Here is a 13,578-nt window from a genome sequence, read left to right as displayed (position 1 = left end):
GATCGGTTCCGGGGCTATGGCGTGTTACTTCTCCGCTTTGAGGCGCTCGAGCAGATCTGCCTGAACCTCGCGGCGGCGAATCTTGCCCAGCTGGTCGGTGGCCAGCTTTTCGAAGTGGTAGAAGGTGCGCGGAACCTTGTAGCGGGTCAGGCGCTCACGGCAGTAGTCCTTGAGGCCTTCGGGGTCGAGCGCGGCGCCGTCGTTAAGCACGATGCAGGCCACGACGTCTTCCGAACCGTCCGAACGCGGGCGGCCCACCACGGCTGCCTCCGCCACGTCTGGGTGATCCAGCAGTGTTTCCTCAACCTCACCGGGGTAGACGTTGAATCCGCCGGTGATGATGATTTCCTTGATGCGGCTGACCAGGCGGATAAAGCCGTCTTCCTCCATCACGCCCATATCGCCGGTGCGGAACCAGCCATTGTGGAAGGCCTTCTCTGTGGCTTCCTCATCGCCGAAGTAGCCCTTAAAGATCTGCGGGCCGCGGGCCAGCACCTCACCTTCTTCGCCATCCGGCATGGTCTCATCAAGGTTGTCCGGGTTGGCAATGCGAATCTCGGTATCCGGGAAGGGGATGCCCACGTAGCCGGGGCGGCGGGCGTCACTCATCGGGTTACCCACGATGATGGGCGAACACTCCGTCAGGCCATAGCCCTCCACGAGCATGCCGCCGGTGTACTTCTCCCACTTCTCCACGGTATTGACCGGCAGGGTCGACGCTCCGGAGAAGGCCGCGCGCACGCCGTCCAGGGAGACGTCATCTTCTTCCGCCTTCGCCACGATGCGCTCGTACAGGGTTGGCACGCCCGGCACCCAGGTCGGGGTGTGCTTCTTCATGAGATCCATGATGAGCGGCATCTGCGGGCTCGGCAGCAGAACCAATTCGCTGGCGATGAGCGGCGCCAAGGTGGCGTTCATGGTCAGGCCGTAGGCGTGGAAGAAAGGGAGCGCAGCGAGCATGCGCTCCGGGGAATCGCCCAGGCCTGGGACCCAGTGCTTGCCCATGAGCAGGTTGGAGAAAAGGTTGCCGTGGGTCAGCTCCGCGCCCTTGGGGCTGCCGGTGGTGCCGGAGGTGTACAGGATGAGCGCGGTGGTGTCCTTGGTGACGTCCTCCGGGGTGAGGACGTCAGAACCATCGCCGCCAATGGCGTTGCCAACGAGGGACTCCCACGGCACCGTGTTCGGTGCCGGGGCGGTGAGCTGATCGCGCTTGGACTTCAGTGGCGGGATAGGCAGGCGCAGGGCCAAGCGCTGCGGAGTCGGCATCGCGTTGATCATGTTGATGGAGACGACGGTCTCCAGGGAGGTCGTCGGGCGCAGCTTCTCCAAGGTGGAGGCCGTCTTATCCCAGGAAATGGCGATGCGTGCGCCGTGGTTCTGGAACAGGCCCTCCAGCTCGTGGGCAGTGTAGAGAGGGTTGTGTAAAACCGCGATGGCGCCCAGCTTGAGCACGGCCCAGAAGGAGGCGATGAACTGCGGGCAGTTGGGGGCGACGATGGCTACGCGGTCCCCCGGGCGCACTCCGAAGGCGCGCAGGCCGGCGGCGGCGCGGCGGACCTGCTTGTCCAGCTCGGCGTAGGTTTGTGTGCGGCCGAAGAAGTAGGTTGCCGGCTTGTCGGGGTGGAGCGCGAGGTTGTTGTCGTAAACGTCGAGAAGCGTGGTGTCCCCGTATTCCAGGCTGTGTGGTGTCCACTCTGGGTAGTACTGGAGCCACGCCTTGGACTCGTATGCCGACATCGATTCACCTTTCGGTCGCGTAGGTTAAGGTACGGGCCAGTATAACGCGGGTCGTTTCGGGATACACTGGGAAATTATGCGCATCGCGATGATTTCCATGCATACCTCGCCCCTTGAGCAGCCCGGTTCCGGGGATGCGGGCGGCATGAACGTCTACGTTCTCAATACTGCTCGCCAGCTCGCACGCCGCGGCGTGGAGGTCGATATTTTTACCCGCGCCACGCGCCCCAGCCAGGGTGAGGTGGTGGGCGTCGAGGAGCGCCTGCGCGTCATCAACATTGTGGCGGGGCCCTATGAGGGCTTGAGCAAGGAAGAGCTGCCCACCCAGTTGGCTGCGTTTACGGGCGGGATCTATAACTTCGCGCGCTGTTTTGAGGTGGACTATGACGTCATCCACTCTCACTATTGGCTCTCCGGTCAGGTGGGCTGGTTATTGCGTGATCTGTGGGACATTCCCCTCGTCCACACCGCGCACACGCTGGCCGCGGTGAAGAACGTGCACCGCACGCTCGATGACACCCCAGAGACTGAGGCGCGCCGCATCTGTGAGCAGCAGCTGGTGGATAACGCTGACATCCTGGTGGTTAATACAGCCCAGGAGACCCGCGATCTGATCGAGCACTACGATGCATCGCCGGACAATATCGTTGTGGTCTCCCCGGGGGCGGACACCGAGCTGTATACCCCGGGCACGGACCGCATGACGGAACGCGCGCGCCGCCAGCTGGGCATCCCGCTGCACACCAAGGTGGTGGCGTTCGTGGGCCGCCTGCAAAAGTTCAAGGGCCCCGACGTGCTCATCCGCGCCGCCGCGGAGCTGATGGAGCGCGATCCGGATCGCCGCCTGCGCGTGGTCATCTGTGGCGGTGCCTCCGGGGCGAATTCCTCGCCGGATGCCTACCACAACCTTGCCCGCGAGCTGGGGGTGGAGCGCGTCGTGCGTTTCCTGAGCCCGCGCCCACCCCAAGAGCTCGTGGCCATCTACCAGGCTGCGGACATTGTTGCGGTGCCCAGCTATAACGAGTCCTTCGGGCTGGTGGCCATGGAAGCGCAGGCCTCCGGAACTCCCGTGGTGGCGGCGGCCGTCGGTGGGCTGCCCATCGCCGTCGCGGACGGTGACACGGGCTTGCTCGTCCACTCACACTCAGCGCAGGACTGGGCGGACGCATTGGAACAGCTGCTTGACGACGACCCCCGCCGCATCGCCATGGGAGAAGCCGCCGTCGATCACGCCCAGCAGTTTAGTTGGGCAGCGGCCGCCGCCCAGTTGGAGAACATCTACGCCGATGCGATGAGTATCGAGATTCCGGATTGCCACGCGCGCCGGGCAATCGGATATTAAAACCACCTGACGCGCTGTCGAAAAACGTGGCATGCTGGTGTTTATGAGTAACGGAAAGCTGATTCTACTTCGACACGGACAGTCCGAATGGAACGAGTCCAACCAGTTCACCGGTTGGGTTGACGTCAACCTCACTGCCAAGGGCGAGGGCGAGGCCAAGCGTGGCGGCGAGCTGCTCAAGGAACAGGGCATCTTGCCGAATATCGTCTACACCTCCCTGCTGCGCCGTGCCATCCGCACCGCCAATATTGCACTCAACGCGGCTGACCGCCACTGGATCCCGGTTGTGCGCGACTGGCGCCTCAACGAGCGCCACTACGGCGCCCTGCAGGGCCTTAACAAGGCAGAGACCAAGGATAAGTACGGCGAGGAGCAGTTCATGGCATGGCGCCGTTCTTACGGCACCCCGCCGCCGGAGCTGGAGGACTCTTCCGAGTACTCCCAGGCCAACGACGTCCGCTACGCCAACCTGGATCAGGTTCCGCGTACGGAGTGCCTGAAGGATGTCGTCGAGCGCTTCGTCCCGTACTTCGAGGAGGAGATCCTTCCGCGCGCCAAGAAGGGCGAGACCGTTCTCATCGCCGCGCACGGTAACTCCCTGCGTGCGCTGGTCAAGCACCTAGACCAGATCTCCGATGAGGAGATTGCCGGCCTCAATATTCCGACCGGTATCCCGCTGGTTTACGAGATCACCGAGGACGGTTCGGTTGTGAACCCGGGCGGCACGTACCTGGATCCGGAAGCTGCTGCTGCCGGCGCCGCTGCCGTGGCTGCCCAGGGCGGAAAGAAATAACCGCCCAGGAAGCTGCGTGCTGCGCACGATCCCCAGGGAGCCTATACTCCTTGGGGATTCTTTCTAGGGGTGTGAATGATTGTGGAACTGGTACTCGCTTTCCTCGCCGGTGTGGTGGCCTGCGGCCTGGCCATACCGGTGATCACCCGGATCCGTGAACGGATGGAGCGCCGCCGCGTCCGCGATGCAGACGCTAACCAGGTCACCAGTGTTAGCCAGGTTCTGCACCTAGCCGTGGGTGGTTCCCCATCTGGAATGACTGTGCTTTCGCGCACGAAAGAGGTCATCTTCTCTAACCCCGCTGCCCATGAAATGTCGATGGTGCACGACCGCGCGGTGAACCCCGACATTTGGAAGGTCGCGGAAGAGGTCTTCGAAGACAAAGAGACCCGCACGCTGGACCTTGCTATCCCCAAACGGCGCACCGGCAACCGCGTGATTCAGGTGCGCGCAGTGGTCCAGCCGCTGACGCTCAACGATGATCGCTTCGTCATCGTCTACGGCACCGACGAATCCGAATCGGTGCGCATGGAATCCGCTCGTCGTGACTTCGTGGCCAACGTGTCGCACGAGCTGAAGACCCCGGTGGGCGGCATCGCCCTGCTAGCCGAGGCGCTCCTCCAGGACACCGGGGACCCCGAGCACGTCGAGTACTTCGGTAGCAAGGTGCAGAAGGAAGCGGCGCGCATGGCGGACATGGTCAGCGAGCTCATCTCCCTGTCCAAGTTGCAGGGGGCGGAGGCCCTCCCGGAGATGGAGCCGCTCGACCTCGATGAGGTCATTGATGAAGCCATCACCCGCAACCAACTCGCTGCCGATTCCCACCACAATCAGCTCACCCGCGGTGATTCCGAGGGGGTCCAGGTCATGGGGGACAAGTCCCTCTTGGTCACGGCGATTTCCAACCTCATCTCAAATGCCATCCACTATTCGCCGGATGAGATGCCGGTGTCGGTCACGCAGAAGGTTGTCGGCGGAAAGGTCGTCCACATCCGCGTCACCGACCGTGGCATAGGCATTGCCCCGGAAGACCAGAAGCGGGTCTTTGAGCGCTTCTTCCGCGTGGATAAGGCGCGGTCCCGGCAGACCGGTGGAACCGGCCTTGGTCTGGCCATTGTGAAGCATGTCGTGGCTAATCACGGTGGCAATATCAAACTGTGGTCACGCCCCGGAACTGGCTCGACGTTCACAATCGAGCTCCCTATCTACGCGGAAGAAAAGCCAGCAGATAATCTTATTCATCGGGATAATATAGAAGACGGGGCCGTCAGCTCCGCCGCCCCTGGTTTACAGCGCGCCGTGGCGCGCGTAGCCGCTCGTCGAAAGGATAAAGCGCAATGACCACCATCCTCATCGTTGAAGATGAAGAGTCGCTGGCCGATCCCCTCGCCTTCCTCCTCCGAAAGGAGGGATTCGACGTTCTCCTCGCCCCGGACGGGCCCAGCGCGCTAGAACAGTTCGCAGCGAACCACGTGGACATCGTCTTGCTGGACCTCATGCTGCCGGGCATGTCCGGAACGGACGTGTGCAAGCAATTGCGCGCGACATCCTCCGTGCCGGTGATCATGGTGACCGCGCGTGACTCTGAAATTGACAAGGTCGTGGGGCTCGAGCTGGGCGCAGATGATTACGTGACCAAGCCCTATTCCTCTCGCGAACTCATCGCCCGCATCCGCGCGGTGCTGCGCCGCGGCAACGATGCCTCTTCCGATCACGGTGAAGAGGAGCCCGACGAGCAGATTCTGGAAGGCGGCCGCGTGCGCATGGACGTGGAGCGCCACACCGTGCTTGTCGCCGGCGAGCCGGTTTCCATGCCGCTCAAGGAGTTTGATCTCCTTGAGTACCTGTTGCGCAATTCTGGGCGCGTGCTGACCCGCGGTCAGCTCATCGACCGTATTTGGGGCGCGGACTACGTGGGCGACACGAAGACTCTCGACGTCCACGTCAAGCGCCTCCGCTCCAAGATCGAGGCCGAGCCTTCCCACCCGCAGCAGCTCGTGACGGTGCGCGGCCTGGGCTACAAGTTCGAGGCTTAAGCGCCAGGGTCCGCTGGGTGCCGCGGGAACTCGACTCCGGAGCGCGCCCGGGCCTCGCAGTGCTTGGCCAGGATTTCGTAGCACTCCTCGCCGAGTAGCGCGATCAGCTCGGTCTTCTGCGACTTCCACAGCGGTTCTTCCGCGGTGTGGCAGGAGGGATCGGCCGAGCAATACCAATCGAAGTCCTCGCCGCCGTTGCCCCATCCGCGGCGGTCGTACTCACCGATGGTGGTGCGCAGTATTTCCTCCCCGTCGGGGCGCTTCTCATAGTCTTCGTGCCGGCGAATCGGCAGCTGCCAGCACACTTCGGGCTTGACCACGGTGAGCTCTTCCCCCGCGTCGAGCGCCCACTGATGGATAGCGCAGCCCGCGCCCGTGGACCAGCCGGCGCGGTTGGCGAAGATACAGGCGCCGTCGACAAGCGGCGTTTTCAGCGCCGGTTCCGGCTCGCCATCATCGCCGTCGAGCTCATCCCACTCCAGCCACGGTTCCAGTTCCTCGGGTTCACCGTGCTTCAGGAACCCATCTACCCCCTCTGGGCGGTGCTGCCAGAAACGTGCGGGCATGCGGGCGACGGCGTCGCGAAGCTGCTCTCGATCCGTCTCATCGGCCATGTATGCGCCGTGCACGCAGCAGCCGACGTCGGGCTGTTGCTTATCGATGCCGTGGCACCTCTCCGTCCCAAACTGGCAGGCATAGTGCGATTCGAGCCAGGTCAGGTCGATGGAAAAGACGTGGAGTGGATCGTGCGGATCCGTAAATTCGAACCACTCTCTGGGGAAGTCGGGGGCCTTTTCGCGGCCGGCGATAATGGAAGCCGCCGCGGGGGAGGAGGCCGGAAAACCCAGGTAAACTTCTTTTGATTTCGGGCGATTCACACCTACCCACGGTAGACCTACTACTGTAGAGGCGTGCGATTAGGTGTATTAGACGTCGGAAGTAATACCGTCCACCTCGTTGCGGTCGATGCCGCAACCGGTGGGCGGCCTTCGCCGATGAGCGATTGGAAGACCCCGCTGCGTCTGGTGGAACAGCTAGACAAAGACGGCAACATCCATGAGAAGGGCATGAAGAAGCTCATCTCCGCCGTGGGGGAAGCCGCTGAGTTGGGCAACAAGCTGGGCTGTGACGAGTTCATTGCCTTTGCTACTTCTGCCGTGCGCTCGGCCACTAATTCGGCCAAGGTTCTCGACGAAGTTGAGAAACAAACCGGCGTCCGCCTCGAGATCTTGTCGGGCGAGGAGGAAGCTCGGTTGACCTTCCTGGCCGCTCGCCGTTGGTATGGCTGGTCCGCTGGCCGCATTACCAACCTCGACATCGGTGGTGGCTCGCTGGAGCTGTCCACCGGTACCGACGAGCATCCGGAAATGGCTTTCTCCCTCGATTTGGGAGCGGGCCGTCTGACTCACAACTGGTTCGATACCGACCCGCCAGAAAAATCCAAGGTGAACCTGCTGCGGGATTACATCGATGCGGAACTGGCCGGCGTCGCCGATAAAATGCGCGCGCTGGGCCCTGCCGGGTTGGCCGTGGGTACCTCGAAAACCTTCCGCACGCTGGCCCGATTGACCGGTGCTGCACCGTCTTCGGCGGGCCCCTATGTGAAACGCACGCTCACTGCGCCGGGCCTGCGTCAGCTGATTTCCTTCATTTCCCGTATGACTGCAGCTGACAGGGCGGACCTTGAGGGTGTAAGTTCTACCCGATCGCATCAGATCGTCGCCGGCGCTTTAGTGGCGGAGGCGAGCATGCGTGCCCTGGGAATCGAAAAGTTGGAGATCTGCCCCTGGGCTCTCCGAGAAGGTGTCATTTTGCGCCGTACCGATAAGGGACTGGAATAGGAAAGAAACGTGGCTGACAAGAAACAGTTGACAGTTGCGGAGCTGCTGGCCCGTAACGCGAAGGACCGATCCGGCGAGGAGAAGAGCTCGCGCCGCCATCGCCGGAGCCTTGACGAAGGCGGCATCTCGGTTGCGGAGCTGACCGGCAATCTCGAAAAGGTCAAGGCAACTCCGGCGGAGGCTAAGCACTCGAGTGTCTCCATCGATGAGCCGGCCCCGGTTATTCCTGCGCCGAAGAAGGAGAAGCCTCAGCAAGAGACACCTCAGCAGGAGGCCCCGCAGAAGGACGCTGATAAGTCTCACTCCGCCGCCCCTGCGGAGAAGCCAACCGAATCTGAGTCCAAGCCTTCCCAGCCCTCTGACGAGGACACGCGCGTAATCCAGAAGGTCAAGGACGAGCCCAAGAAGGCTGAAGACAAGGCCCAGTCAAAGGTCGAGCCAAAGGCTGAGCTGAAGACCGAGGAAAAGGTTGAGCCAAAGGCCAACGACAAAGTCGATGACAAGGCCGAGGATGACACCTTTACCACGGGTGAACTCGAGGCAGTCGACCATGATGTTGAAGAGTACGACGAGGACTATGACGAGGAGGACGAGGGCAAGCTCAACCCCTTCGCCGTCGTCCTGCTCGCCCTCGTGGGCATCGTGCTCGGCGCCATCGTGTTCAAGGGCTTTGAGATTCTCTGGGACCGCTTTGACCGCTTGGTCGTCGTGGTACTCGGTGTTGTTGTCACCGGCGTCATCGTCGGAATCGTCCACGCACTCCGCACCAGCCGCGACGGTTTGTCCATGTTCCTCGCAGCCGTGGCCGGTCTCGTGCTGACCTTTGGCCCGCTGCTCGTGGTGATGTAAGCACCAGCCCAAAGGGCATCTTCTCAAAGGCATCTGCCAGAAGGTATCTTTGCCCCTGAAAACGCCATCTATCCTGCTGTAAATGGCATCTTCAGGGCAGAAAACGCCTTCTGGCAGATGCCTTTTGCATGTGCGAGGTTAGCGTGCGAGCAGCCCTGTTGATTGGTGGCCGCGTCCTGGCCTTTCTGGCACCCTGGAAAGCATGACAAAAATTGCAGTACTTGGTGGAGGACAAATCGGCGAAGCCCTCGTTTCTGGGCTGGTGCATGCGGGCTATGATGCCGCGGACATCGTGGTGACCAACCGCCGCACTGAGCGCGGCGAGGAGCTGAAGAGCGCCTACGGCGTCAGCGTCACGAGCGATAACCCCGCGGCTATCGACGGCGCCGACTACATCTTCGCCTGCGTGAAGCCTTATGCCATCGTGGAGCTTCTTGAGGGCCTCGACATCCCACAGACGGCCGTGGTTGTGTCCATGGCAGCCGGCTTAACTCTCGAGACCCTGGAGAAGGCCGCTGGGGAGGGCGTGCCGGTCGTCCGCGTCATGCCGAACACCCCCATGTTGGTGGGCAAGGGCATGTGCACCTGCGCGGGCGGCACCCACGTGACGGAGGAGCATCTCGACGGCGTGGTCAAGCTCCTGGAGGCTGTCGGCGAGGTTGCTGTCATTGAGGAGAAGCACATCGATGCTGCTACCGCTCTAGCCGGCTCCGCGCCCGCCTACTACTTTCTAGTCACGGAGGCGCTGATCGACGCCGGTGTGCAGCTCGGCCTCACCCGCGATGTTGCTGAGAAGCTAGCTACCCGTACCGCCCAAGGCGCCGGAACGATGCTGGCTGAATCCGGCAAGGATCCGGTTGCTTTGCGCGCAGGGGTGACCTCCCCGGGGGGAACCACTGCCGCCGCTCTTCGTGAGCTCGAGGAGTCTGGCCTGCGAGGCGCGTTCTTCCGAGCCGCTGAAGCCTGCACCCAGCGTGCGCAGGAACTTGCCTAAAACTTCCCGTCGCTCTGGGAGCCCTGTGGCACGTGTTGCCACACGGGCTTGATGGGCAGCAGCGGTGCGAAAGAGGAAAAAATTAGCTCTTGGGTCGCATTAGTCACAGGTTTCACGCTAAGCTGGCAGGAGCGCGTGCGTGATAGTCCTGTGGGAGGGGAAGCCTACAGCGCGTCACGTGCTGAAGGGTTAAATAAACTATGACGAATGAAGATAAGGGAACTTTCCTGACCATCGCCGAAGTTGCGGAGATCATGCGTGTCTCCAAGATGACGGTCTACAGGTTGGTTCATGCAGGTGACATGCCGGCCGTGCGCGTGGGACGCTCGTTCCGCGTTCACGAATCCGCCGTCAAGGAATACCTTGAGGCTTCCGTATACGGAGCCTAGCGTTCACCTCTTTCTGGCAGCGCCCACCACTGCGGACCCCTCGCGGTCCACGGCGGTGGGCGCTGCCCTTAGTTTTGGTGCTGGGCAGGCCGCTAGGTAAGATAGTGAACATTCGTTTCGGCACTGGCATGCCTGCGTCTCCCTGTTTTGCGGGGACCGCCTCGAGTGCACCGTGGGTGGTTTTGTTCCAGGCGTTGCCGGCCGGGTTACGTACGTACTGATACCGAAAGTGAGGAAACCTGCTATGGGTTCTGTCATCAAGAAGCGCCGCAAGCGCATGTCCAAGAAGAAGCACCGCAAGATGCTGCGCCGCACCCGCGTTCAGCGTCGTAAGCTGGGCAAGTAAAGCTTCGCCTGCAACTCCCCGCATGGTCCTTTTTAGGATCGTGGCGGGGAGTTTCTGCTATCTATTCTCCTTTCTATCCGTCATTTCAGACGACCTCTCCGTCGTTTCACACGACGTCGTTTCAGACGACGGAGCCGCTTAGAACGGAATGTCTTCCTGCGGTGCGCTCGGAGTGTGGGGCTCCTTGGCAGCGACCTGCGCTTCCTTAGCTTCCTGCTGGGCAGCTTCCTCTTGGGCGCGCTCGCGGGTGGCCGTGATTTTCTGGGCTACCGTCTGCGCCCACCGCCTCGCTTTCTTTGCCAGCGGGCCGGTCGGCTCCGTTGTGGCCCACGTCCCGTCCTCGTAGAGCCACACGATATCCCCGGTGTGCGGGTCCATGATGTAGTGCGCGCGCCCATCAGTCTTCATATTGTGATGGTGTTGGCACAGGCTGGCCAGGTTGCGCGGGTGCGTGGCGCCGCCGTCGGCATAGTTGATGCGGTGGTCCATCTGGCACAGGTAGGCCGGCCGGTTGCAGCCCGGAGCGCGGCAGGTGCCATCGCGGCCTTCCACATATTTGCGGATGAGCTCTGAAGCTATGTAGCTGGCTGATTCCGGCGGCTGCGAGGACAGGTCGCGCGTGCGTGTGGCGGGCATGTCTTGAGAGGTCCATCCGTACCCTTGGACGAAGGTGGGAGCGTTGTCGATATCACTGGCTTGGTAGGTGTGCAGAATGATGGTCGCGGGTGGAGAGATGCTGCCGGCGATGAGGTTCTTTAGGGCATCGGCCTGCGAGAGCCCGTTCTCCTTCGCCGCCTGTTTGATGTAGCCATCCAGAATCATCCCCGTGGCACTGTCCGTGTTGAGCTCAAGGATGCCGCGCTCGCCAGTATCGGTAAAGGTATAGGAGTCCTTCTTCGGCGAATCGCGGAAGGTAAAAGCTTTATTGATGCTCTTGCAAATATCGCGCACCTTGCGCCCAATCTGCGCCGGTGTAGGGAAGACTTGATTCGGGGAGGTGGGGGTGAAGAAGGTGACCAGGGAATCGTCGATAAGCGCGAGCGTTTCCGGAGGTAGCTTGCCCAGCTTCGTCAGGGTGCGGTCGATGGTGATGAGCGCCTTCATATCCAGCAGAAACTGACTGTCCTGCAGGGCCTTGACCTGCGGTAGCTCCGTGAGGCGGTGCACGGCCAGGCAGCATTCACTCACGGTGTAGTCACCGACGCCAAGCTTGGCGACGAGCCTCTGGCACGCAACATCAAAATCCTCATCGAGCTCTGGCATGGCAGCTACCCAAGAGCGATAGTCTGCGCGGCGGGCGGCGCTGCGCTCCACGGCGAGGGCGCAGTCAGGGTTCATATGGGAAAAGTAGGCGGTTTGAGTGGCGGTGTTCACGGTGTCCCCCAGGTTTATGGTGTCGCTTGTATGTTCTACGCGCACTATAAAACACGCCCCGGACATCTACTATGACCTGGGGAATGTAGGTATTTCCTCGAGGTATTTGAGACATACAAGCGCCCTCTTTGCATCAGTGGGGAGTATTGTCTTCCGGCCCCACAGGCGTCCGCTGCGTACGTATGATGGCGAACTATGTTGCCTAGACTCTTGACCCTTGACAACCTGGTTATCTCACAGACAAAGTCCTTCATGCAGGATCAGTTCCTGATCGCCGATGAACAAGGCGTGCCCGTGGGCACCATCGTGCAGTCGTCGAGCATGAAGGACATGTTCTTCAATGCCTCCCGCAGCCTCGAGGTTGCCTTCACGGATGAGCAGGGCAATCCGCAGCAACCGCTCATGGTGATCAAGGATCCGCCGAACTTCGTGCGGGATACATATGAGGTGTATTTGCCGGGCGTCGAGAAGCCCATGGCAGTGGTGACCAAGAAGTTCTCCCTGCTAAAGACGCGCCTGACCTTGGAGATGGAAGGCTTCCCAGAGATTGAGATCGAAGGCGATGTCTGGGATTGGAATATCCAGATCAACAGCCAAGGGCAGCCCTTAGCGGAAGTGCGCAACGAGTGGTCGGGCGTGGGGCGGTTCCTGGCCGGGAAGAATACCTACAAACTCAGCATCGCGCCGGGACTCGACCCACAGCAGCATGCGGGGCTCATCGGTGCGGTCATGTGCATGGATATGCTGCGCACCAAGCAGCAGAACAGTAGCTAGCGGCGCACCATGCGCCAGCTTCCATAGGAAAAGAGCGCGGTGGCCAGCGCCGGGAGGCCATAGGTGCGCACGGCCTTGCGCACGGAGCGGTAGTCGCGGATGAGCCAGCCTTTTTCCTCCGCGATATCGCGCAGCTTGGAATCCGGGTTAATGGCCACGGGGGTTCCCACCATGGAGAGCATCGGGACGTCGTTGGAGCTGTCGGAGTAGGCGGTGCAGCGCTCAAGGTCGAGGTTCTCCAAGGTAGCCAGTGCTGCCACGGCGTGCTTCTTGCCCGAGCCGTGGAGGATATCGCCCACGAGGCGGCCGGTGAAGCGGCCATCTTTTACTTCCGCCACGGTGCCGAGCGCACCCGTGAAACCGAAACGCTGCGCCAGAATCTGCGCCAGCTGCACGGGGGTTGCGGTAACCAGCCATACCTGCTGGCCGGCATCGAGGTGCATCTGGGCTAGCTGTTTCGTGCCCGGGTAGGCCTTGCGTGCCATGGATTGGTCCACGATGCTCTCGCACAGGGCCACCATCTCATCCACCGAGCGGCCCTTGACGAACTCGAGCGCCTGCACGCGCCCGGCGGCTACGTCCGCGGCATTCTCCGAACCGGAGACGCGGAATTTGAGCTGCTTCCACGCGATGGGAAGGATCTCAGAAAGCTTGAAGTAGCGGCGGCGCGCAAGCCCCAGCGCGAAGGCTACGAGCGAGGAGCCTTGGATCAACGTGTTATCCACGTCGAAGAAGGCGGCGGCGCCAACGTCCTGGGGGATGTCTGGGTCGGGCTCAGTGATGGAGCGTGAACCCGCCGATTCGAAGGATCCCCGGACGGAATCCACGCCAGAGGAAAACGCATCCAGGTCAATGCCAAAGAGATGTTCCACCGCCGCAGCTGCCGATGCCTCACCTGCCGCCCGCTGGTGCTCCTCACCCAGCGGGGCAAAGGCCTGTTGCTCCAAGAAGTTACGTAGGTTTCCCCTGCTTGCGGTCCAGTTGGCAAGGAACTCGCGGGGAGAATCGGGCATACCGGGAGGCAGGGGGAGGGGCACGAGTTCAGCTTTCATAGGGCGGGCAGACTAACGTGTCCATAGTAAACCGCGAACCGTTCTACGTCC

The 13,578-nt window shown here is 61.8% G+C and carries 14 protein-coding genes; 10 read left to right on the top strand and 4 right to left on the bottom strand.

Going from position 1 to position 13,578, the window contains the following annotated elements:
- Nucleotides 1-24 precede the first annotated feature (24 nt).
- Nucleotides 25-1,737, bottom strand: coding sequence for a long-chain-fatty-acid--CoA ligase (locus QP999_RS02185; RefSeq protein WP_070533968.1), 1,713 nt, complete (start codon nt 1,735-1,737; stop codon nt 25-27).
- A gap of 76 nt (nt 1,738-1,813) precedes the next feature.
- Between QP999_RS02185 and mshA the strand changes: the two genes are divergently transcribed.
- From mshA to QP999_RS02165, 4 genes are all read left to right on the top strand, one after another.
- Complete coding sequence (gene mshA / locus QP999_RS02180) at nt 1,814-3,079, top strand: D-inositol-3-phosphate glycosyltransferase (protein ID WP_284847561.1); 1,266 nt, start codon at nt 1,814-1,816, stop codon at nt 3,077-3,079.
- Between the two features lie 43 nt (nt 3,080-3,122).
- On the top strand, nt 3,123-3,872 hold the full coding sequence (locus tag QP999_RS02175) for a phosphoglyceromutase (protein ID WP_144013775.1): 750 nt from the start codon (nt 3,123-3,125) through the stop codon (nt 3,870-3,872).
- Nucleotides 3,873-3,947: 75 nt separating this feature from the next.
- Entirely contained in the window at nt 3,948-5,213 is a 1,266-nt protein-coding gene (locus tag QP999_RS02170) for a sensor histidine kinase (protein ID WP_284847560.1), read from the top strand.
- Nucleotides 5,210-5,908: a response regulator transcription factor gene (locus QP999_RS02165; RefSeq protein WP_070521121.1), complete on the top strand. Its 699-nt coding sequence runs from the start codon at nt 5,210-5,212 to the stop codon at nt 5,906-5,908. Before QP999_RS02170 ends, QP999_RS02165 begins: the two co-directional genes overlap by 4 nt.
- Here QP999_RS02165 and QP999_RS02160 read toward each other — a convergent pair.
- Nucleotides 5,905-6,786: a DUF3109 family protein gene (locus tag QP999_RS02160; protein ID WP_284847559.1), complete on the bottom strand. Its 882-nt coding sequence runs from the start codon at nt 6,784-6,786 to the stop codon at nt 5,905-5,907. The genes QP999_RS02165 and QP999_RS02160 overlap by 4 nt on opposite strands.
- A gap of 33 nt (nt 6,787-6,819) precedes the next feature.
- Here QP999_RS02160 and QP999_RS02155 point away from each other — a divergent pair, with 33 nt between their 5' ends.
- The 5 genes from QP999_RS02155 to QP999_RS02135 all read left to right on the top strand — a co-directional run bounded on the left by QP999_RS02155 (nt 6,820) and on the right by QP999_RS02135 (nt 10,327).
- Nucleotides 6,820-7,749 carry a Ppx/GppA family phosphatase gene (locus QP999_RS02155; protein ID WP_083306442.1) on the top strand — a complete coding sequence of 310 codons (930 nt, stop codon included), beginning with the start codon at nt 6,820-6,822 and terminating at the stop codon, nt 7,747-7,749.
- A gap of 9 nt (nt 7,750-7,758) precedes the next feature.
- Nucleotides 7,759-8,598: an Rv0497 family membrane protein gene (locus QP999_RS02150; RefSeq protein WP_284847558.1), complete on the top strand. Its 840-nt coding sequence runs from the start codon at nt 7,759-7,761 to the stop codon at nt 8,596-8,598.
- A 202-nt stretch (nt 8,599-8,800) separates the two neighbouring features.
- Entirely contained in the window at nt 8,801-9,592 is a 792-nt protein-coding gene (proC, locus tag QP999_RS02145; protein ID WP_284847557.1) for a pyrroline-5-carboxylate reductase, read from the top strand.
- Between the two features lie 200 nt (nt 9,593-9,792).
- Nucleotides 9,793-9,981, top strand: coding sequence for a helix-turn-helix domain-containing protein (locus QP999_RS02140; RefSeq protein WP_010189818.1), 189 nt, complete (start codon nt 9,793-9,795; stop codon nt 9,979-9,981).
- A 244-nt stretch (nt 9,982-10,225) separates the two neighbouring features.
- On the top strand, nt 10,226-10,327 hold the full coding sequence (locus QP999_RS02135; RefSeq protein ID WP_003855542.1) for a 30S ribosomal protein bS22: 102 nt from the start codon (nt 10,226-10,228) through the stop codon (nt 10,325-10,327).
- A gap of 138 nt (nt 10,328-10,465) precedes the next feature.
- On the opposite strand, the gene QP999_RS02130 is transcribed toward QP999_RS02135, so the two are convergent.
- Nucleotides 10,466-11,701 carry an HNH endonuclease signature motif containing protein gene (locus QP999_RS02130; RefSeq protein WP_284847556.1) on the bottom strand — a complete coding sequence of 412 codons (1,236 nt, stop codon included), beginning with the start codon at nt 11,699-11,701 and terminating at the stop codon, nt 10,466-10,468.
- 195 nt (nt 11,702-11,896) lie between these two features.
- Between QP999_RS02130 and QP999_RS02125 the strand changes: the two genes are divergently transcribed.
- On the top strand, nt 11,897-12,475 hold the full coding sequence (locus tag QP999_RS02125; RefSeq protein WP_070596787.1) for an LURP-one-related/scramblase family protein: 579 nt from the start codon (nt 11,897-11,899) through the stop codon (nt 12,473-12,475).
- On the opposite strand, the gene QP999_RS02120 is transcribed toward QP999_RS02125, so the two are convergent.
- Nucleotides 12,472-13,527 (bottom strand): HAD-IB family hydrolase, encoded by a 1,056-nt coding sequence (locus QP999_RS02120; protein ID WP_230310910.1) that lies wholly within the window; start codon nt 13,525-13,527, stop codon nt 12,472-12,474. The genes QP999_RS02125 and QP999_RS02120 overlap by 4 nt on opposite strands.
- Between the last annotated feature and the right edge of the window lie 51 nt (nt 13,528-13,578).

The sequence above is a fragment of the Corynebacterium sp. MSK004 genome, assembly GCF_030232515.1.
GTDB lineage: Bacteria > Actinomycetota > Actinomycetes > Mycobacteriales > Mycobacteriaceae > Corynebacterium > Corynebacterium hesseae.
This window is presented reverse-complemented; position numbering and strand designations above follow the sequence as displayed.